The sequence below is a fragment of the Pseudofrankia asymbiotica genome, assembly GCF_001983105.1.
GTDB lineage: Bacteria > Actinomycetota > Actinomycetes > Frankiales > Frankiaceae > Pseudofrankia > Pseudofrankia asymbiotica.
Genome location: NZ_MOMC01000008.1, coordinates 1 through 19,687, shown reverse-complemented (window position 1 = coordinate 19,687; position 19,687 = coordinate 1). Strand labels below are relative to the sequence as shown.

General features: G+C 72.0%; 18 protein-coding genes. 10 read left to right on the top strand and 8 right to left on the bottom strand.

All coding sequences use genetic code 11. The features are described from left to right. Positions 1–21: 21 nt before the first annotated feature. Both BL253_RS03070 and BL253_RS03065 read right to left on the bottom strand, forming a co-directional pair. A complete protein-coding gene (locus BL253_RS03070; RefSeq protein WP_081437942.1) occupies positions 22–759 on the bottom strand; it encodes an MBL fold metallo-hydrolase in 738 nt (245 codons plus the stop codon). After that, positions 759–1,844, bottom strand: a complete 1,086-nt coding sequence (locus tag BL253_RS03065; protein ID WP_076813415.1) for an S-(hydroxymethyl)mycothiol dehydrogenase — start codon at positions 1,842–1,844, stop codon at positions 759–761. The genes BL253_RS03070 and BL253_RS03065 overlap by 1 nt, the downstream gene beginning before the upstream one ends. 347 nt (positions 1,845–2,191) lie before the next feature. On the opposite strand from BL253_RS03065, the gene BL253_RS03060 reads away from it, so the two are divergent. The 5 genes from BL253_RS03060 to BL253_RS03040 are packed head-to-tail and all read left to right on the top strand — an operon-like array spanning position 2,192 to position 6,855. Beyond that, positions 2,192–3,265, top strand: a complete 1,074-nt coding sequence (locus BL253_RS03060; protein WP_076813413.1) for an aliphatic sulfonate ABC transporter substrate-binding protein — start codon at positions 2,192–2,194, stop codon at positions 3,263–3,265. Next, a complete protein-coding gene (locus tag BL253_RS03055; RefSeq protein ID WP_081437941.1) occupies positions 3,262–4,200 on the top strand; it encodes a TauD/TfdA dioxygenase family protein in 939 nt (312 codons plus the stop codon). Before BL253_RS03060 ends, BL253_RS03055 begins: the two co-directional genes overlap by 4 nt. Continuing rightward, positions 4,197–5,159, top strand: coding sequence for an ABC transporter permease (locus BL253_RS03050; RefSeq protein ID WP_076813411.1), 963 nt, complete (start codon positions 4,197–4,199; stop codon positions 5,157–5,159). The genes BL253_RS03055 and BL253_RS03050 overlap by 4 nt, the downstream gene beginning before the upstream one ends. Beyond that, positions 5,156–6,124, top strand: coding sequence for an ABC transporter ATP-binding protein (locus BL253_RS03045; protein ID WP_241834474.1), 969 nt, complete (start codon positions 5,156–5,158; stop codon positions 6,122–6,124). The genes BL253_RS03050 and BL253_RS03045 overlap by 4 nt, the downstream gene beginning before the upstream one ends. Further along, positions 6,121–6,855 (top strand): TetR/AcrR family transcriptional regulator, encoded by a 735-nt coding sequence (locus BL253_RS03040; RefSeq protein WP_076813409.1) that lies wholly within the window; start codon positions 6,121–6,123, stop codon positions 6,853–6,855. The genes BL253_RS03045 and BL253_RS03040 overlap by 4 nt, the downstream gene beginning before the upstream one ends. Here BL253_RS03040 and BL253_RS03035 read toward each other — a convergent pair. Together BL253_RS03035 and BL253_RS03030 are read right to left on the bottom strand one after the other, a co-directional pair. After that, positions 6,777–7,268 (bottom strand): GyrI-like domain-containing protein, encoded by a 492-nt coding sequence (locus tag BL253_RS03035; protein WP_241834473.1) that lies wholly within the window; start codon positions 7,266–7,268, stop codon positions 6,777–6,779. The genes BL253_RS03040 and BL253_RS03035 overlap by 79 nt on opposite strands. 469 nt (positions 7,269–7,737) lie before the next feature. Then, entirely contained in the window at positions 7,738–8,277 is a 540-nt protein-coding gene (locus BL253_RS03030) for a hypothetical protein (protein ID WP_241834472.1), read from the bottom strand. Positions 8,278–8,369: 92 nt separating this feature from the next. On the opposite strand from BL253_RS03030, the gene BL253_RS03025 reads away from it, so the two are divergent. Further along, positions 8,370–8,966 carry a TetR/AcrR family transcriptional regulator gene (locus tag BL253_RS03025; RefSeq protein WP_198946137.1) on the top strand — a complete coding sequence of 199 codons (597 nt, stop codon included), beginning with the start codon at positions 8,370–8,372 and terminating at the stop codon, positions 8,964–8,966. Positions 8,967–9,212: 246 nt separating this feature from the next. After that, the gene (locus BL253_RS03020) at positions 9,213–11,132 is read left to right on the top strand and encodes a P-loop ATPase, Sll1717 family (RefSeq protein WP_131831437.1); all 1,920 of its coding nucleotides are present in this window, start codon (positions 9,213–9,215) and stop codon (positions 11,130–11,132) included. Positions 11,133–11,184: 52 nt separating this feature from the next. On the opposite strand, the gene BL253_RS03015 is transcribed toward BL253_RS03020, so the two are convergent. After that, on the bottom strand, positions 11,185–12,339 hold the full coding sequence (locus BL253_RS03015; RefSeq protein ID WP_076813701.1) for a cytochrome P450: 1,155 nt from the start codon (positions 12,337–12,339) through the stop codon (positions 11,185–11,187). Between the two features lie 306 nt (positions 12,340–12,645). Between BL253_RS03015 and BL253_RS03010 the strand changes: the two genes are divergently transcribed. Next, a complete protein-coding gene (locus BL253_RS03010) occupies positions 12,646–12,921 on the top strand; it encodes a cell division protein SepF (protein WP_076813402.1) in 276 nt (91 codons plus the stop codon). After that, positions 12,918–13,943, top strand: coding sequence for an alpha/beta fold hydrolase (locus tag BL253_RS03005; RefSeq protein WP_241834471.1), 1,026 nt, complete (start codon positions 12,918–12,920; stop codon positions 13,941–13,943). Before BL253_RS03010 ends, BL253_RS03005 begins: the two co-directional genes overlap by 4 nt. A 151-nt stretch (positions 13,944–14,094) precedes the next feature. Here the strand turns inward: BL253_RS03005 and BL253_RS03000 are convergent, their stop codons facing one another. The 3 genes from BL253_RS03000 to BL253_RS02990 form a co-directional block, all read right to left on the bottom strand. After that, complete coding sequence (locus tag BL253_RS03000) at positions 14,095–15,111, bottom strand: Gfo/Idh/MocA family protein (protein ID WP_076813401.1); 1,017 nt, start codon at positions 15,109–15,111, stop codon at positions 14,095–14,097. Between the two features lie 376 nt (positions 15,112–15,487). After that, positions 15,488–15,937, bottom strand: a complete 450-nt coding sequence (locus tag BL253_RS02995) for a hypothetical protein (RefSeq protein WP_241834470.1) — start codon at positions 15,935–15,937, stop codon at positions 15,488–15,490. Between the two features lie 326 nt (positions 15,938–16,263). Next, complete coding sequence (locus BL253_RS02990; RefSeq protein ID WP_241834469.1) at positions 16,264–19,374, bottom strand: WD40 repeat domain-containing serine/threonine-protein kinase; 3,111 nt, start codon at positions 19,372–19,374, stop codon at positions 16,264–16,266. Between the two features lie 37 nt (positions 19,375–19,411). On the opposite strand from BL253_RS02990, the gene BL253_RS02985 reads away from it, so the two are divergent. After that, the coding region (locus BL253_RS02985; RefSeq protein ID WP_241834468.1) for a transposase family protein at positions 19,412–19,687 on the top strand (276 nt) is incomplete at its 3' end.

Genomic DNA, 19,687 nt, shown 5'->3' with positions numbered 1-19,687 from the left:
AGCTGCCGGTCGGCGGCCCGGTCAGTGGCCGCGATCGATCCAGGACTGGCGGTCGGGGGCCTCCCTGCCGATGGTCGTGGAGGCGCCGTGGCCGGTCCGGACGACGGTGTGCGGCGGCAGACCCAACAGCCGCGTCGTGATCGAGTCGATGATCGTGGGGAAGTCGGAGAAGGACCGGCCCGTCGCGCCTGGCCCGCCCTGGAACAGGGTGTCGCCGGTGAAGACCGTGTTCAGCGCGGGGACGTGGAAGGAGATGCTTCCCCAGGTGTGGCCTGGGGTGTGCAGGGCCGTCAGGGTGACCGCGTCGTCGCCGGTGCCGACGATGAACGGCTGGYCCGGCTCGATCTCCCGGTCGGGGGCGCGGTTCGGATGGGTTCGGTCCCACAGCTCCCGGTCGGCCGGGTGGAGCCAGATCCCCGCGCCGGTGGCGGCGGCGACACCGAGGGCCGCGTCGATGTGGTCGTCGTGCGCGTGGGTGCACAGGATCGCGGCCAGGTGGCGGTCCCCGACGGCGGCGACGATCGCCCCCGCGTCGTGCGGGGCGTCGAGCACGACGCACTCCTCGTCGTCACCGATGAGCCAGACGTTGTTGTCCACGTGCCAGCATCCGCCGTCGAGCGAGAAGGTCCCCGACGTGACGAGGTGCTCGATCCGCACCCGCCCGCCGGAGCCCCCGGCCGCGCTCGTCTCCCTGTCATCCGCAGGTGCGGCACCCGCGTCCGCGGCGCCGCTCGCGCCGCCAGCGGCCGAGGCGCACATCAGATCATCACGACCGAACGCAGCACGTCGCCTCGTTTCATCGCGTCGAAGGCCGCCTCGATGTCGGTGAGGCCGATCTTCTCGGAGACGAACTTCTCCAGCGGCAGCCGGCCCTGCAGGTAGAGGTCGATGAGCATCGGGAAGTCGCGTTCGGGCAGGCAGTCGCCGTACCAGGACGACTTCAGCCTCCCGCCGCGGCCGAACACGTCGAGCAGCGGCACCTCAAGCGTCATGTCCGGGGTGGGGACGCCGACGAGCACGACCGTGCCGGCGAGGTCCCGCGCGTAGAACGCCTGCTTCCAGGTCTCCGGCCGGCCGACCGCGTCGATGACCACATCCGCGCCGAACCCGTCGGTGAGTTCCTGGATGGCGGCGACCGGGTCGGTGTCGCGTGAGTTGACGGTGTGGGTGGCGCCCAGGGACGTGGCGAGCGCGAGCTTGCGCTCGTCGACGTCGACCGCGATGATCTTCGCGGCGCCGGCGAGCCGGGAGCCGGCGACGGCCGCGCCGCCGACGCCGCCACAGCCGATCACCGCGACGCTGTCGCCCCGGCCGACCTCGCCGGTGTTCATCGCCGCGCCGAGCCCGGCCATCACGCCGCAGCCGAGCAGCCCGGCGATCTCGGGGGGTGCCGCCGGGTCGACCTTGGTGCACTGCCCGGCGGCGACGAGCGTCGTCTCCAGGAACGCGCCGATCCCGAGCGCTGGCGAGAGCTCGGTGCCGTCCTCCAGCGTCATCCGCTGCGTCGCGTTCGCCGTGTTGAAGCAGTACCAGGGCCGCCCGCGCCTGCAGGCACGGCACTGGCCACAGACGGCCCGCCAGTTGAGGACGACGTAGTCGCCGGGGGCGACGTGGGTGACACCCGGGCCGACCTGGGCGACGACGCCGGCGGCCTCGTGGCCCAGCAGGAACGGGAAGTCGTCGTTGATCCCGCCCTCGCGGTAGTGGAAGTCGGTGTGGCAGACACCGCAGGCCTGGACGTCCACGGTGACCTCGCCGGGCCCCGGGTCCGGAACGACGACGGTGCRCAGCTCCACCGGCGCGCCCTTCCTCATCGACACGACGCCCTTGACCTGACGGCTCACAGTTGGTCCTCTCCCTCTCGCCCTTCGCGCCCACCGGTGTGACGGCCCGCACGTATCAGGACGTCATCGTCACGTGACGGCCATGCCAACGCAACGTCCCAGTATCCCGGTGCGGGGGCGAACCACTCCTCGCAGGTCAGTTCGGGTGCGCGACTCCCCCGCCGGCCGCGACCACCCGCAAGATCGGGCTGAAACATTTGAGCAGCATTCCTACCAACTAAGTTGACAAACAGCTGACTTAACTGCTTCAGTGAGTGGCGCCAAGGCGTCGGCCCGACGGGTGTCGGGCGCATTCCTGGCCGCGCCGGACGCCGCGCGGCATTTCCACCGCTCACGAGGAGCAACCGTTGACGCCTGCCCGCTGGGCCGGCCAAGGCCGGCCGCGCCGCACTCCCGTGCTGGCCGCTCTCTCCGCCCTTCTCGCCGTCATCGTGCTGGCGGCCTGTGGTTCCAGTGAGCCCGGATCCGGCGGTACCGGCTCGGGCGCGTCCACGGCCGCCGCCACCGGGTTTCCGACGGCGGTGCCGGCCGGCACCAAGCTGCGGGTCGGCGACCAGGGCGGAACCCTCAAGGCCCCGCTCGACCTGTCCGGCCAGACCACCGGCGAGCCGTACGCGGTCGACTGGTCGACCTTCGCGTCCGGGCCGCTGCTGCTGGAGGCGTTCCGCGCGAACGCCGTCGACGTCGGCTACGTCGCCGACACACCGCCGGTCATCGCCGCCGCCTCCGGCCAGGACCTCGCGGTGATCGCCTCCTGGCAGAACCCCGCCGGCCAGCTCATGCTCGCCACCAAGCCCGGCAGTGACATCCGAACGGTCAGCGACCTGAAGGGCAAGAAGGTCGCGTTCAGCGTCGGGACGATCCTGCAGGCCTACCTGCTGCGCTCGCTCGACAAGGCCGGCCTCGCGCAGAAGGACGTGAAGACCGTCAACCTGCTGCCGACCGACATCGCCGGTGCGCTCTCGCGCGGCGACGCCGACGCCGCCGTGCTGGTCGAGCCGCTCGCTTCGCCGTATCTGAAGGACAACCCGACCGCGCACAAGGTGGACGGCGCCGACGCGTCGCCGAGCGTCCAGTACCTGATCACCACGCACAAGGCGCTCTCCGACCCGGCCAAGCAGGCGGCGCTCGGTGACTTCGTGGCGCGGTGGGTGAAGGCGTCCGCCTGGCGCGACAGTCACATCGACGAGTTCACCCAGAAGTACTACGTCGAGCAGCTCAAGGTGCCGGCCGAAACCGGAAAGCTGCTGCTGGCCAAGACGTCTCCGTCGGCATTCGTYCCCATCGACGCGACCAGCACCGGCGGCGCGCAGAAACTCGCCGACCTGTTCACGTCCAGCGGAGTCATTCCCAAGAAGGTCGACATCTCCAAGGTTTTCGACGCCCGTTACAACTCCGCGGTCCAGGAGGCCCAGCAGTGACCATCACCGACGCCGTGACCATCACCGACGACAGCGCGACCCCGTCCGACATCGGCCTGGACGTCCGGCCGCTGTCCGGCTACATCGGCGCCGAGATCTTCGGCGTCGACCTGCGCCAGCCGCTCGAGCCGGCGGTCGTCGCCGAGATCCGGGCGACGCTGCTGAAGTGGAAGGTCGTCTTCTTCCGCGACCAGGACATCACCCCGGCCCAGCAGGTCGCGTTCGGCCGGCAGTTCGGCGAGGTCACGCCGGGCCACCCGACCCTGCCGACGCTCGAGGGCCAGCCGGAGGTCTTCCCGCTGGACAGCCGGGCCGAGCACTACCGCTCCGAGATCCGGGTCCAGAGCCTGTGGCACACCGACGTGACGTTCGTGCACAACCCCCCGACGGCGTCGATCCTGCGCGGCGTGATCGTCCCGCCCTATGGCGGCGACACCCAGTGGACGAACCTCGTCACCGCCTACGAGACGCTCTCCGCGCCGATCCGTGACCTCATCGACGGCCTGCATGCCGTGCACGTCAACCAGCTCCACCTGGAGCGCGGAGACAGCTCCAAGCTGTCCGCGCTGTTCGCGAAGACGGCGTACGAGGCCGTCCACCCGGTGGTCCGCGTGCACCCTGAGACCGGTGAGCGGGCGCTGTTCGTCAACCCGAACTTCACCACCCGGATCGTCGAGCTCAGCAACCCCGAGAGCGCGCAGATCCTCGACCTGCTCTATCGGCACCTCGCCACCCCTGCGTTCACGGTCCGGTTCCGCTGGCAGCCGAACAGCATCGCCTTCTGGGACAACCGGGCGACCGCCCACCTGGCGCCGACCGACCAGGGCAACACCGACTTCGACCGGGTGATGCACCGGATCACCCTCGCGGGCAGCATCCCGGTCGGCGTCGACGGCAAGCAGTCCGAGACGCTCGAGGGCGGGTCCTTCGCGTGACCTCGCTCACCCTGGACGGCCCCGGTGGCGCTGACGCTGTCGGCGCCACCGGGGAGCTCGCCCGCACGCCCGCCGGGCCGGCGGTGTCGCCCGTGGCCGTGCTCCCGCTCGCGGCCCCGACCGCGGGCGGGAGCGCGAGCGGGAGCCGGCGCGGCGTCGAGATCACGCTCGCGGACCCGGACCGCCGAGCACGCCGGCCGCTGCCGCCGTGGCTGCGCCGACTGCTCGGCCCGGTGCTGTTGCTGGCGGCCTGGCAGATCGGCTCGGCCACCGGCCTGATCGCGTCGAACATCCTCGCCGGGCCGTGGACGGTGCTGCACACCGGCTACGACCTGGCCGCGGACGGGACGCTGCACCACAACCTGCTGATCTCGCTGCGGCGGGTCGCGCTGGGTCTGGTGCTCGGCGTCGGGGTCGCGCTGGTCCTGGCCGTCGCCGCCGGGATCTTCCGCCTCGGCGAGGACGTCATCGACGCCCCGATGCAGATCCTGCGCGCGGTGCCGATCCTCGGCCTGGTCCCGCTCGCCATCCTCTGGTTCGGCATCGGCGAGCAGGTGAAGATCTTCCTGGTCGCGCTCGGCACCGCGTTCCCCGTCTACATCAACACGTTCGCCGCGATCCGGGGCGTCGACGCCCGGTACATGGAGCTCGCGCGCACCGTGCGGCTGAGCCGGGCCGCGGTGATACGCCGGGTCGTGCTGCCCGGCGCGCTGCCCGGTTTCCTCGTCGGCCTGCGGTTCGCGTTCACGGTCTCGTGGCTGGTTCTCGTCGTCAGCGAGCAGATCAACGCGTCCAGCGGCATCGGCTACCTGATGGACCAGGCGCGCACGTTCGGGCAGACCGACGTCATCGTCGTCGGCCTCGCCGTCTACGGCCTGCTCGGTCTGCTCTCCGACGGGCTCGTCCGTCTGCTGGAACGCCACGCCCTCGCCTGGCGCCGCGGTCTGGAGGCAACATGACCACGCTCACGACGTCCCCCGCGGCGGGCACGGCCGCCGGCTCCAACGCCGGCGCCGGCGCCGGCTCAAGAACCCACGACGAAACGCACGCCGACGCGGGAACGCACGCCGACGCGGGAACGCGCACGGACGCGGGAACGCGCCCGGACGCGGAATCGCACGCGGACGCCGAATCGCCCGCGCTCGCGCCGGCGGTGCGCGTCCGCGGGGTGCGCCGCGAGTTCGGCGGGCGGGCGGTGCTCGCCGGGATCGACCTGGACATCGCCGCCGGTGAGTTCGTCGCGCTGCTCGGCCGATCCGGATCCGGCAAGAGCACCCTGCTGCGCATCCTCGCCGGCCTCGACGCCGACGCGACCGGGCGCGCCACCGTCCCAGCCCAGAGCGCCGTCGTCTTCCAGGACCCGCGGCTGCTGCCCTGGGCGCGGGTACAGGACAACGTGCTGCTGGGCCTGAAAGGCCGCGACGCACGCGCCCGAGGCGCCGAGGCACTGGCCGAGGTCGGGCTCGGCGGGCACGAGCGTGCCTGGCCGGCGACGCTGTCCGGCGGCGAGGCGCAGCGGGTGGCGCTCGCCCGCGCGCTGGTCCGCTCCCCCGGGCTGCTGCTGCTCGACGAACCGTTCGGCGCGCTGGACGCCCTGACCCGCATCCGGATGCACAGCCTGCTGCGCGACCTGTGCCAGCGTCACCAGCCGGCGGTGCTGCTGGTGACGCACGACGTCGACGAGGCGATCCTGCTCGCCGACCGGGTCGCCGTCCTCACCGACGGYCGGCTGTCACTCGACGAACCGGTCCAGCTGGGCGAGGCGCGGCACCGTTCCGACCCGCGGTTCTCCGCGCTGCGCGGCCGGCTGCTCGCCGAGCTCGGCGTCACCGACGACGAGGCGGCCGGCCATACGGTCGATACCCTGACCAGGTCCTCGGGTGAGCCAGGCAGCCCGGATGAGCAGGTCGAGCAGGCGGGATGAGCCAGGGGACCGTGACCGAGTCGATCGAGCCGCCGAGCGTCGCCGTGTCGTCCGCGCACGCGCACGCGTCCCGGTCCCAGGACGCGCGGCTGCGGCTGCTGCTCAGCGCCGAGCGGCTGTACGCCGAGAACGGCCTCGAGGCGGTGTCGCTGCGGCATATCTGCCGGGCGGCCGGCAACGGGAACAACAACGCGGTGCAGTACCACTTCGGTGGCGAGCGCGGCCTGCTCGAGGCGATCGTCTCCTACCGTGTCCCGCCGCTCGACCAGCGCCGTGCCGAACTGCTCGGGGCCGCCCGGGCCACCGCGGACCCGTTGGGGGTCCGCGAGCTGATGGACGTTCTGATGCGCCCGCTCGCGGAGGAGGCTCGCAGGCCTGGCAGCCACTACGTCGGCTTTCTCGGCCGGTTCGCGTCGCATCCGCCGGAGCGGCACCCGTGGTGGGTCGGCGGCGCCCCGGCCGGGCCGGTGGGCCACGAGGTGTCCATGGCCATCCTCGACCGGCTGGCGGCGGTGCCGGAGCCGCTGCGCGGTCTCCGGCTGCGTCACGTCGTCAGCCTGTGCCTGCCAGCCCTGGCCGGCTACGGCCAGTCCCCCACCGGCGGCGCCCCCCGAGGCAGCGCGGATGCTCGCGACGTCGTTCCCTACGACCTCTACGTCACCGATCTGTTCGACATCGCGGCCGCGGCGCTGACCGCTCCCCTGTCCTCGGGGGCCGACAGCAGCCAGTAGATCTCGGTCTCGAGGTCCGCGGGGTCGTCACGGTGATCGCCGTAGATCTCCCACCGAGGGCCGGCGGGGCGTAGGCCGCCAGCGGAGCAGTGGTCGAGGACGGCCTGGTGCGCGGCGGCCAGCGCGGCGTACGGACCGCGGTGGACGGTCGTGGCCACGAGGCCGGCGGGCAGGACCGAGGGCACGACGCGTCCGGTCAGCGGGCAGGCCTCGCGCAGCGCGACTCCGACCTCGACGTTCGGCACGTCGTCGTGGTAGAGCATGACGGTCCGGCAACCGGAGGCCGCACCCGCCGCGCGGACGCTCGCCCAGACCTCGCCCAGCAGCGTTCCCCAGAGAGCCGGGAACTGCGCCCAGCTGGTGGTGGCCGCCACCACGGCGGTCCGGCAGGCCTGGACTTGCTCGATGGACACCTGGTAGCTCATCCCGTCTCCGGCTCCCGTCCCGCTCCCAGCCGCGATGCGCCGTCTCGCGCGGCCCTGCGCAGTCCTGCGCTGCCCCCGGCTACCAGCATCATCGCGGCGCGATGACCGCCACGGGCATGTTGCCGCGGTTGCGAATTCGGCGATTACGCGACGATGACGACACGCTTTTGGCGATCATGAGTCGTCGACGGGACAGGTGTTCGCGGCCGCGCTGGCAGTTCGTCAGGGTGAGGGTGCGGCCCGAGGTCCGGTTGGGGCCAGCCGTAATAGACCGGCATCTCATCCGAGCCTTCGCCTTCCCATGCGACCAGCGCCCCATGCTCCGCGACCCCCTACGCGTGATCGACGATCTAGCTGGACAGCCGGACCGGACGCCATGGGCTCGCGCTTGCGGAGCGGACGGCCGCCGCCGGCCCGAACGCGACGCCCGACCGGCACACCTGCATCCGGATGACCGTCAGGACGTTGGCGTTGGCTTTGGCTTTCTCGGCCAGACCGTGTGGCTCAGGGCCCAGAGGAGGTCGGCGGTAAGGATGAGGCCCAGCAGCGGGTAGCGGGCCTCCAGGCCGACCGTCCTGTCCGGGTCGTCGACCAGGACGACGAGGGTCCAGATCAGCGCGGCGGCGATGAGGACCGCGAGGCCGGTGCGGCCGACGTCCTTCCAGCACTCCCGCGTGTACTCCGCGCCGTGGCGCCGTACCGGGGCCGGTCCGCCGGCGAACCGGTGCGCGGCGCGCACGTCCGCCCAGTTGATGAGCTTGTGCCCGTAGGTGGCCGAGAAGCCGAGGTAGATCGCGGCCAGCCCGTGGAAGGGGCCGGCGGTCGCGCCGCCGCGCAGGTCGACGACGGTCACGGCCAGCAGGACGACGTCGACGAGCGGCGTCAGCGCCAGCAGGACGAGCCCCGTTCGCCGCCACCGCAGCGCGTAACGCGCCGCCAGACCCAGCACGACGAGCGCCCAGAATCCGACCTCGCACGCGACGATCACCGCACCCATCACGGCGCTTCCTCCTCGCGGACGCCCCCATGGGGCATATCTTGGCAGCACGGTTGTGCTAGAACGCCAAGCTAGCACAGCCGTGCTACTTTGTGCCCGTGCCGAGGACCATCGACCGTGACGCGCGCAAGGCGCAGCTCGCCTCGGCCGTCTGGCGGATCATCGTGGAGCGCGGGATCGGCGCGGTCTCCGTGCGTTCGGTGGCCGACGAGGCCGGCGTCGTGGTCGGCTCGCTGCGCCACGTCTTCCCGACGCGGGCGGAGCTGCTGGAGTTCTCGGCGCGGCTCATGGTCGAACGGGCGACGGCGCGCATCCTGGCGACCCCACGGTCCGACGACCCGGTGGAGTTCGCGTGCGCGATCATGCGCCACCTGCTGCCGCTGGAACCGGACAGCCGGGCCGAGTTCGAGGTCAACCTCGCGCTCATCGCCGAGAGCCCGGCCCTGCCCAGCCTGGTGGAGATCCGCGACTACGCCACCCGTGAGGTCGAGGAGCTCTGCCACCAGGCCGTCGAGCTGCTCACCGCCCGCCCACGCGACGACACCAGCCTCGCGGCCGCCCGCCATCTGCACGCCCTCGTCGACGGCCTGGCCCTCCATCTGCTCACCCAGCCCGCCGACGCCGACTCGACCTGGGCAACCGCGCTCCTGCGCGCGGAACTCGCCAGCCTCACCGCCCGGAGCCCCTGAGCCAGCCATCGCCTGCCTTCGCGGCCCGCAGGTTCCCGCGAGCCGCGAGCCGCGACCGGGCGACAACGCGCCCCGGGCATGGACGAGCGGCCCGTCGCGAGGAACTGGCCTTCGCCCCAGGCCGAAGGGTCCACGGACGGCCTACCGCACGTGTTGCCAGGTCAGGTTCGCGGTCCGACAATGCCCGCCACCTGGCGTAAACGGTCTGCTATGCTCCGCGACAGTCGTGATCTTCCGGGGGGCGCGATGACTGAGGGCGACCTAGCGGTGGCGGCGCTCGAGCGGCTGTACTTCGGCCGGGACGACGCCGAGACGGACATCACCGACGACGGGCTGCTCAAAGAGAGCTTCCTCCAGACCGACGCCTACACGGAGATCGTCAAGGGCCGCAAGTCGCTGATCCTCGGCCGCAAGGGCTCGGGCAAGAGCGCGGTCTTCCGCAATCTGCACGAGGCGCCGCCGGCCGGTTTCGCGGTCCGCATCGTCACCCCGGACGAGATCTCCGCGGAGGAGATCCGCACGTTCGAGCTGGACGGGATCACCCCCGAACAGGCGAAGGCCTTGCTCTGGAGGTACATCTTCGCCCTCGAGATCGCGAAGTTCGTGGTTGCGCACGCGAAGGAGGAGCACCACAAGCCGCGCGACTCGGTGAAGCGGCTGCGGCAGTTCCTCGTCGACAACGGCGAGGCCGACGGGCCGGGCGCCGGTCAGAAGTTCTGGAAGGTGCTGGAGCGGCTGCGCTCCTCGCTGTCGCTGAGCGCGTTCGGGGTAGGGCTCACGTTCGACATGGCGCCGTCCGAGGGCCTGAAGGTCTCCAACCAGCTTGAGGTCGTCGAAGAGCGTCTCCAGATCGCGATCCGCGACCTCAGCTGCCCGAAGACGCACACCCGGCTTCTCCTGATGGTCGACCAGGTGGAGAAGGCCTGGAGCGACGACCCGGAGTCCGACCGGATGGTCACCGGTCTGCTGCTCGCGTCCAAGCATGTGGCCGCCGGGTTCGCGCCGACCAGGTGCGCGGTGTTCCTGCGCGCCGACATCTACGAGGCGCTGAAGTTCACGGAACGGGACAAGTTCCGCGGCGACGAGCTGTGGATCGAATGGACGGCCGGACGCCTGGAGGAGCTGGTCGTGCGACGGGYGGCGGCGTCCCTCGGACGGCCCCTCACCGCGGCCGAGTTCTGGGGCACGTACTTCCCTCACCAGTGCGACGGCACGCGGATCCAGCGTTTCCTCATCGACCACACCCTGATGCGCCCCCGGGAGCTGATCCAGCTCTGCAACCTCTGCCGGGACACGGCCGAGAAGAACGGCAACACGACGATCACCGAGGCAGACATCCGCGAGGCGGTGCCCCAGTACTCCAGCTGGAAGCTGCAGGACCTGGCCTCGGAGTACCGGATCAACTACCCGTTCCTGGCCGAGCTCTACGTGCCGTTCCAGAACAGCGCCTACCTCCTCGGCCGGGCGGAGATCCACTCCCGCTTCGACCTGATCCGGGGCGCGCTTCGGCGGCGTTTCCCCCGGTTCGCCTCGGTCTTCGCGCCCCCCGTGCTGATGGACCTGCTGTTCGCCATCGGATTCCTGGGCGTCCTGCGCAACGGGCAGGCCACGTTCGCCTTCCAGAAGAACCCTGGCTCCGTACGGCCGGAGGACTCGACGTTCGTCATCCAGCAGAGCTTCCGCGAGGCGCTGCGGTCGGCCACCGCGCTGGACGTGCGCCCCTATGAGTCCCGGGCGCGGGCCCGGGCCCAGTATGGCTGGCTCAGCGGCGGATTCGACGTGGAGACCGGCATCGCCGGCCGCAGCCCACGGTTCCGGCAGGTCTCGCTTGGCCCCGAGATCGAGCGTCATCTCGCCCGGATCGGCGAGGTGACGCGGGCCGCCGCCATCCCGGACGAGGTCAAGGGCGAGTTGACCCGCAACCTGAACACCATGGCGACCGACATCCGTGGCCTGTTCAGCGCCGGCGCCGACGACCTCGACTACCTGCCGGTGTGCCAGGACATCGCGGCGACGCTCCTGGAGTTCGCCGAACGCCTGCGGGCCGGTGGCGGTTTCGCCGGCGGCCAGCCACCCAACCGCCGTCTCATCACCGTCCTCATCGACACGGCGGACCACCTCGGCAACCGTGACGGCCTGGCCCGCCTGCGCGACACGACGACCTGACGCGCCCGGGCCACCGCCCCGCACCACCTATTGCGGAGCGCGAGACGCACACTCAGCCGGTGATGACCGGGAGTGACTCCCAGCCGCGGACCACCGACGTGCGGGCGCGGGCGGCGCCCGGCCAGTCGACCTCCCACGTCGGGAAGCGCCGCAGCACCTCCTCCAGCGCGACCCGACCCTCCAGGCGGGCGAGCGCCGCGCCCAGGCAGTGGTGGATGCCGTAGCCGAACGTGAGGTGGCGGCCGACGTCGCGGTGGATGTCGAACCGGTCGGGGTCGAGGTAGCGGCGCTCGTCCCGGTTCCCCGAGCCGACGAGGAAGACGATGACGCTGCCCTCCGGGACCGGCTGGCCGTGGTGCGAGACGTCCCGGGCGACGTACCGGGCGTGCGCGGGCGCCGGCGCCTCGTAGCGCAGCAGCTCCTCGACCGCGTTCGGGATCAGCGTGGGGTGGGCCGCGAGCTCGGCGCGCTGGTCGGGGTTCTCGGCGAGCACCGTCCCGGCCCAGCCGATCAGTCTCGTCGTCGTCTCGTTGCCGGCCGCCGCCAGCAGGTTCACGTAGACGAGGATCTCGGCCGTGGTGAGGGTGCGGATCGTCCCCGTCTCGTCCTCGAACTCGGTGGTCAGCAGCTCGGTCATCAGGTCGTCCGAAGGGTTGCGGGCCCGCCAGTCGATGTACTCGGCGTACTGGGCGCCGTCGCTCATCCTGGGCGCCGGATCGGGAGCGTCGCCGGTAAGCCGCAGGCCGCGGTCGATCCCCGCCCGGATCGACTCCTGGTCGTCCTCGGGGATGCCTAGCAGGTAGCCGATCGTGCGCATCGGCATCGGCGCGCCGAGGTCCCCGACGAAGTCGAACCGGCCCGCGCCCACGAGCGGGTCGAGGCTGCGCACGCAGAACTCCCGGACCTTCGCCTCCAGCGCCAGCATCTTCTTCGGGGTGAAGACCCGGGAAAGTATGCCGCGGTGCACGGTGTGCGCCGGCGGGTCCTCGAACAGGATCAGGCCCGGCGGCATCTCCAGCTTCGCCTCCAGGCTCGCCCTGATGAACTCCAGAACCGAGCCGCGACCCGAGCGGTAGGTGCGCCAGTCCGAGAGCCCGGCCTCGACGTCGTCGAACCGGCTCAGCGCGTAGAAGTCGAACTTCTCGTTGTAGTAGAGCGGTGCCTCGTCGCGCAGCCGCCGCCAGACCGGGTACGGGTCGGCGTCGATGACCGGGTCGTACGGGTCGTAGGAGAGTTCACCCCGGCCAGCCGACGCGTCGGCCCCGGGGCCGGTCGCCGCGTCCGGATCCGAGCCCGAGTCCTGGTTCGTGACTGTCACCGCTGGACCTCCCGACCGCCGGTGGGATGTGACGCGTGCCGCACAGCCAATATCGCTCACCTCGGGTCCGCGCACGATGGCCCGCGTGAACCAGTGCCGGAAGCGCGCAATGTTCCCGCCCCGGCCGACGTTGGCAGGAGCGGGACCCCCAGCCGGACCCGTGGCCCGTGCCCAGGCGCCGAGGAGTGGTGTGGAATGACTGTCGCGGTGGAACCAGCGGACGGCGCCCCCGTCTTCGTCATCCATGAGTACCGGGACGTGGCGCCCGCCGCGCGCGACGTCCGCACGAGCGGCGCGGTGATCGTGGACGTCCGGCCCGCGGACGACGAGGCGCGCCGACGGGTGGTCGACTTTCTCGCCGGCGTCGGCTTCGGGATCGGCACCTCGCCCCTCAGACTGGCGGAGGGCGTGTACTTCCTGTCGGGCGAGCGCACCCCGACCAGGTCCGAGCACGAACGTTTCAGGCCATGACCCGGTCGGAGCACCGCCCGACGCAGGACGACGAGCCCACGACGGACGACGAGCCCACGACGGACGACGGGCCCGCGGCGGATGACGGGCCCGCGGCGGATGACTACGACGAGTTCGGCTTTCTGCACGAGAACGCCGCGGAGATCGGGATCCCGTTCCCCGGGCGGCCCGACGTCGGCCGCGGGCTCCTGGAGGTCGAGCCAGGCCGGGAGCTGAGCTACATCCGCTGGGGTGCGGTCGGGCCAGGCGCCGAGCCCGAGATCGTGTTCCTGCACGGCGGCGGGCAGAACGCCCACACCTGGGACTATGTCGCGCTCGCGCTCGGCCGCCCGGCCATCGCCGTCGACCTGCCCGGCCACGGTCACTCCTACCGGCGCCCGGACCGCGACTACGGGCCGTGGCGCAACGTCGAGGCGCTGGAGGTGGCGCTGCCGGCGCTCGCGCCGAACGCCGCCGTGGTCGTCGGCATGTCGCTGGGCGGCGCGACCCTCATCCACCTCGCCGCCAAGCGCCCCGACCTGTGCCGGCGCGCCGTCATCGTCGACGTGACGCCGCATGTGAGCGACACGCGCCAGCGCCTGACGCGGGCCGAGCAGGGCACCGTCGCCCTCGTCGGCGGCCAGCCGACCTACGCGTCGTTCGAGGAGATGGCCGACACGGCGATCGCGCTGAGCCCCTACCGGGCGGCCGCCGGGGTGCGCCGCGGGGTCCGGCACAACGCCTACCGCCGCCCCGACGGGATGTGGACCTGGCGCTACGACCTGTTCGGCCCGGCACCGGCGGGGGCGGAGGACTGGCACGACATGGGCCGGCTCTGGGCCGACGTCGACGCGATCACCGTGCCGACGATGCTGGTCCGCGGCGGCGAGTCGAAGTTCGTCGCCGACGCCGACGCCGACGAGTTCCGCCGCCGTCTCCCGTCGGCCCGCTACGAGGTCGTCCCCGCCGCCGGCCACGCCGTCCAGAGCGACCAGCCCCTCGCCCTCACCGCCCTGATCCGGGACTTCGCCTTTCCCTCCTGACCGCGAAGCCACGGCGCCGCCCCACGCGTGGTGATCGCGGCTTGTGCACTCCAGCGGTCGTATCCCGAGGGCCGGATGTCGACCACTGGAGGGCACCGACGGCGTCAGGCCGCCGCCAGCGGCTGGCGGCCCTCCGCGACCAGTGGAGCGCTCAGGTGGCGCAGGCGGATGGTCGGGGTGGCAGGCCGGCGGCGCGGTAGATGTCGTCGATCACCCGCATGTTCGCGAGGGCGTCGGCGGGCGGGGTGAGCACGGGCTTTCCCTGCCGGACGGCATCCTGGAACGCCCGCAGCTGCAGGGTGTAGGTGCTCTCACCCGGCACCTTCTCGCGCCGCCGCCGGTCGGTCCTCACCGTCAGGCGGTGGTACATCTGCGGGGCGAGCGGGTTGAAGACCCGGGCCTCGCCCCGCTCCCCCGTGACGACCAGGTTCAGCGCCAGGCCAGGCCACGCCCACATGCCGGTCTCCAGCCGGCCCGTGACACCGCCGTCGAACCGCAGGTCCGCCGTCAGGTAGCGGTCGACGTCGGGCAGCCGGGTCCGCGCGGCCGCCGAGACGACGGCGGGCTCGGAGCCGACGACCGTCCGCATCATGTGGACCCCGTAGCTGCCGATGTCCATCAGGCCGCCGCCGCCGAGGGCGAGCTGCCAGCGGATGTCGCGCCGGTTCGGAATCGGGATGACGAGGCGGGCCGCGACGTGCCGCACCGGCCCGATCTCACCGCTCGACACGATCTCCAGCAGGCGGGCGGCGAGCGGGTGGTAGCGCCAGTGGAACGCCTCCATCACGACCACGCCGCCGCGGTCCGCCGCCTCCTTCACCGCGAGCGCCTCGTCGGCGTTCGCGGTGAACGGCTTCTCGCACAGCACGTGCTTGCCCGCCTCGATGGCCCGGATCGTCCAGCGGGCGTGCGCGGAGGGGATCAGCGGGATGTAGACGGCGTCGACCTCGTCGTCGTCGACGACCGCGTCGTAGTCCGCCAGGACGCGGGGGACGCCGTGCCGGCTCGCGAACCGCCGCGCCCGCGCCTCCTCCCGCGCGGCGACCGCGACGACCTCGACCCCGTCCACAGCCGCCGCCGGACGGATCAGCGCCGCCGGCGCGATCCGCGCCGCCCCGAGCACCCCGATCCGCAGAACCTGCCCGTCCCGCGCGGAAAACGTCGCCATCTTGATCCTTAACCGTCTCGTCGTGAGGGCCACAGCCTGACACCACGAAAACCAGGCGCCCACGCGGCTGCCACCGACGGCGCCGCCCGATCGCGCCCGGCCCCCGCCGCGAGCCGCCGCCCCCGAAACCGCCCGCGGAAACGCGCCCGCGGAACGCGCCCCATGCCCCTCCAACCACCGTCTCCAGCCCCCACCGCCAGCAGGCCGACGATCAGCCAGACGCCACGCGGCACGCGGCGCGCCACGTCTGACTGTTCTCCGGAACTCGCGTGACTCGTCTGCGGCCCAGACATCTCCGTCGGTGAGCCAGGCCGATCACGTCGACGGGCCCATGCCGTGCCGGCCGCGGCCCTGTTCACCCGAAGCGGCGGCGGCCTCAGGCCACGGTGGCGGGACGTGTCTGCCAGGGGCGGACGAGGTCTCCCACCGGGCAGGACCACCAGGGCGCCGCCTCGTGCACCGTCGGGACCATGGGATGCGGGTGCCCCGCGCACGGCGGGACCGGCTCCGAGATGCCGCCATCGGCGAGCGCATCCTGCAGCCAGCTCGCGAGGCCGACGGCAGTCTCGGCCGGGTCCATCGCCGGGTACGCCAGGGCGGTGGTCGTTCCACCACTACGGCGGCGTGCCGAGACCAACCAGCCGCTGACCCAGCCCGGGAGGTCCTGTTCCGCTATCCGGGTTCCCAGCCGCCGACCCGCCTCCGCCGCGGTGAGCCGGCCCTCCGCCAGCCACACCCGCGCCCGGTCCAGCTCCGCGTTGTCCGCGCCCTCGACGGTGACCGTCATCCACCGGGCGACGGCACCCAGCTCGGCGAGTGCCGCCATTACCAGGCTCTCGATCCGGCGCCGAGCCGGATGTCCGACCATGGCGGACGCTGCCGGACCAATCCGCGTCAGTGGACTCCCCTCGGGAAGCTCAAGGTCTGCCGAGAATGCCCACGCGACGGACGGAGCGCCAAACTGATCATCCATCATCGTCGGCTCTGGTCTCCATCGGTCGTCAGGCGGCTCTGGGCACGTCGTCGGGTCGCCGTMCAGGGCCAACAGCGATCGCTGGGTCCCCGTCCTGGCTGGCCACCGGCTGATCCTCGCGGGCTCGGCTGAACGCTCGAGGTAGCCGACCATCTCGTCGCGCTGAAAAAAAATCAAGCTCAGGCCGGGATCTGCAGGGCCCAGTCGACGTGCCAGAGGCGCACTGTGGTGTCGTGGCCGCCGGACAACAGGAGGCTTCCATCGGCGCTGACCRCAACGGAACGCACGGAGTCGGTGTGGCCGTCGAGGGTGGCCAGACAACGGCCGGTGGCCACCTCCCATACCCGCACCGTCCGGTCGCTGCTCCCGGAGAAGGCGAAGTGCCCGTCCGCGCTGACGACGATGGCGGGCACGGCACCGTTATGGCCGCGGAACGTGCGTAGCCGATGCCCAGTAGCCAGGTCCCACACCCTTACCGTTCCCCGGTCGGTGCCCGCCAGGACGAGACGCTGATCCGCGGCCATGGCGACCGACAGGAACTTCTCGCCGTCGCCGCGGAAGACGCGCAGCTCACGGCCTGAGGCCAGGTCCCACTGCCGTACCGTCCGGTCTGCGCCGCCGGACAGGCCGACAAGCCCATCCGCGCTCGTGACGACCGCATGCACGCCGGCGCCGTGGCCCTCGAGGCTACGCAGGTGGCGGCCGGTGGACAGGTCCCACACCCGGACGGTCCGGTCGTGGTACCCGCCCGACACCAGAAGGGACCCGTCCGCGGCCATGGCGACCGAGGCGACGCTTCCCTCGTGGCCTTCGAGGGTGCGCAGGAGGCGGCCCGTGTCCAGATCCCACACCCGCACCGTCCCCGGGGTCACTGTGTCCTGCCCGGGCGGCACGAGACGGCCGTCAGGGCCCACCACCACCGCTGACACGGGGCTGAGTGGACCTTCGGGGACACGGGACCGGATGCCCCGAGCGTCGCAGGAAGCACCGAGACGGCCATCCGCGCTCATCGCGACCGCGTGCACATTGCCAAAGTGACCCCGGAGAGTATGCAATGCACAGCCCGTGGCCAGGTCCCAGACCCGCGCGGTCTGGTCGCCGCCCGACAGGGCGCGACGCCCGTCCGGGCTCACCGCGACCGAACGGACGATGCCGGCGTGGCCCTCGATCAGGCCGGACTGCCAGATACCGCGGACACCGACCCGTGTCGCGACGAGCGAGAGTTTTTGCCAGGCGTCGAGCACCCGTGGCTGTCGTTCGTACCCCTCGATTCCCCTGGCCTGCGTCAGAAGGTCCAGCGCCTTGGAGGACCGACCACGCGCAAGATGACTCTCCGCGGCGCTCACCAGCGCGTCCAGCCGGGTCTGAAGGTGGGTGAGCTCGGAATGCGCACGCGGGCGGCAGAGCTGGAACCGGGCGCGATGGGCGGCGATCGGGGACAGGTCCCAGATCCGCGCCGTGCCCTCGGCGCCGCCGGTGAGGGCGAAGCGGCCATCCCCGCTCACCGCAACCGCGAACAYAGGGGCGCCGTGGCCGTCGAGTGTGGCCAGACAACGGCCGGTCGACAGGTCCCAGACTCGTGCCGTCGGGCCGCCAGCGGTGAGGGCGATCCGACCATCCGTGCTGACGACACCGGCGGTCACGGGATGGATCAGTCCGTCCAGTGTGCCGAGGCAGCGGCCGGTGGCGAGCTCCCAGACCCATACGGCTTGGTCGTCGCCGCCGGACAGGGCGAACTGGGCGTCTGCGCTGACGGCGACCGCGCGGATGGGGCCGGTATGACCGCCGAGACTGCGCAGGTGGCGGCCGGTGGCCAGTTCCCAGACCCGTAGTTCCTGGTCGTCTCCGCCGGACAGGGCGATGCGGCCGTCGCTGCTGACGGCTACCGCGTGGACAGGGCCGGTGTGGCCGACCAGCGTATGGATCCCACGGCCGGTGCGGGCCTGCCAGACGCGGAGGGTTCCGTCGTCGCCACCGGAGACAGCGAGGCGGCCATCTGCGCTGACGGCGACCGCGCGGATGGGGCCGGTATGACCGCCGAGACTGCGCAGGTGGCGGCCGGTGGCCAGTTCCCAGACCCGTAGTTCCTGGTCGTCTCCGCCGGACAGGGCGATGCGGCCGTCGTTACTGAGGGCCACCGCGTGGACAGGGCCGGTGTGGCCCACGAGGGTTCGCAGTGGTCGGCCCGTGGCAAGTTCCCAGGTGCGGAGGGTTCCGTCGTCGCCACCGGAGGCAGCGAGGCGACCGTCGCCGCTGAGCGCAACCGACCGTACGCCGCCGGTGTGCCCCTGGAGAATCCGAAGGCAGCGGTCCGAGGCATGGCCGGTGGGCAGTCGTCCGAGCAGAGCGCGGGCATCGGCGTCGTCGGGGACCCGCTGGACCGTCTTCTTCAGCAGCGCGAGCGCCCGGCCGGTATCTCCGCGTTCGAGGTGCACCTGGGCAAGCAGCCGCCGAGCCAGCCAGGGGTCGGGGGCCAGCGGCCCGACCGTGTCCAGTCGCGTGACGAGCACGTCATCGAGGATCCTGGCCGCTCGCCACGACAACAGACCGGCGTTGTAGGTCGCCTCCAGATGCTGTGGGTCGGTCTGAAGCGCCTGGTCGAAGAGCTTTGCCGCCTCGTCCGACCTGTCGAGGTCGAGCATCGACAGCGCCTGGTTCGTCAACTCGTCGGCCCGCAGATCCGCTTCCCGCGGCGCCACCCGGGCATAGGGGCCGCCGCATTCCTGGCCATAGATCTCGGAGATCTCCGTGGCCACTTCCGTCAGCCGACCAGGCCGCCCGTCCGGCTTCTCAGCCAGGCAGCGCGCCAGCAGGTCGGCCAGGCGCTCCGGCAGCGCCGGAGGCCCGTCGGCGCCAGACGGGCCGCGATTGCGGTGGACGGCGAGGGCGACGCCGACGGCGGGCCCCTCCCGCCAGGTCCGTCTTCGGGTGAACATCTGCAGCACGGTCGCCGCGTAGCTCCACACGTCACTGCGTGCGCCCACCCGGCCGCCCGCCATCTGCTCCGGCGAGGCATAAGCCCGTGTCATCCCTCCCACCTTCACCAGCACGTTCGTCCTGTCGGGGTCGTCGTCGGCGTCGGGTCTTCGGCCCGTGGCGAGGCCGCGGGCCCCGGCGATGCCGAAGTCGGACACCTTCGCGGTGCCCGACGCGTCCAGCAGGCAGGGCCCCGGCAAGTTTGCTGAGGTGCCGGCGATCGGCGCTGCCTGGGGTTTCTGGTGGGGCTGTGTAGCGAGGGACTGACGCCTGGTCGGGGCTTCATGGGTGCGGGCACGACACCTGGAAATCATGGAGGTTCCTACGCCATCATGATCGACCCGAGGTGTCATGCCCGCCGCACCAGTATCACCGTCTGCCCCTGTTCTCGATCAGCTGGCTGCCGCCGTCACCGACGGCCACGACCGGCTGCCGTCGGCGTCGGGCCTGCTGGCGGTCTTCGGCCAGCTCTCGGACCCGCGCAAACCCCGAGGCAGGCGGCATGACCTGGCCGTGGTGCTGACCTTGGCGACCTGTGCGGTGCTCGCGGGCGCGCGGTCGTTCACCGCGATCGGTGAATGGTCCGCCGACGCTGGCCTGTCGGTCGCCGGCCTGCTTGGCATCGTC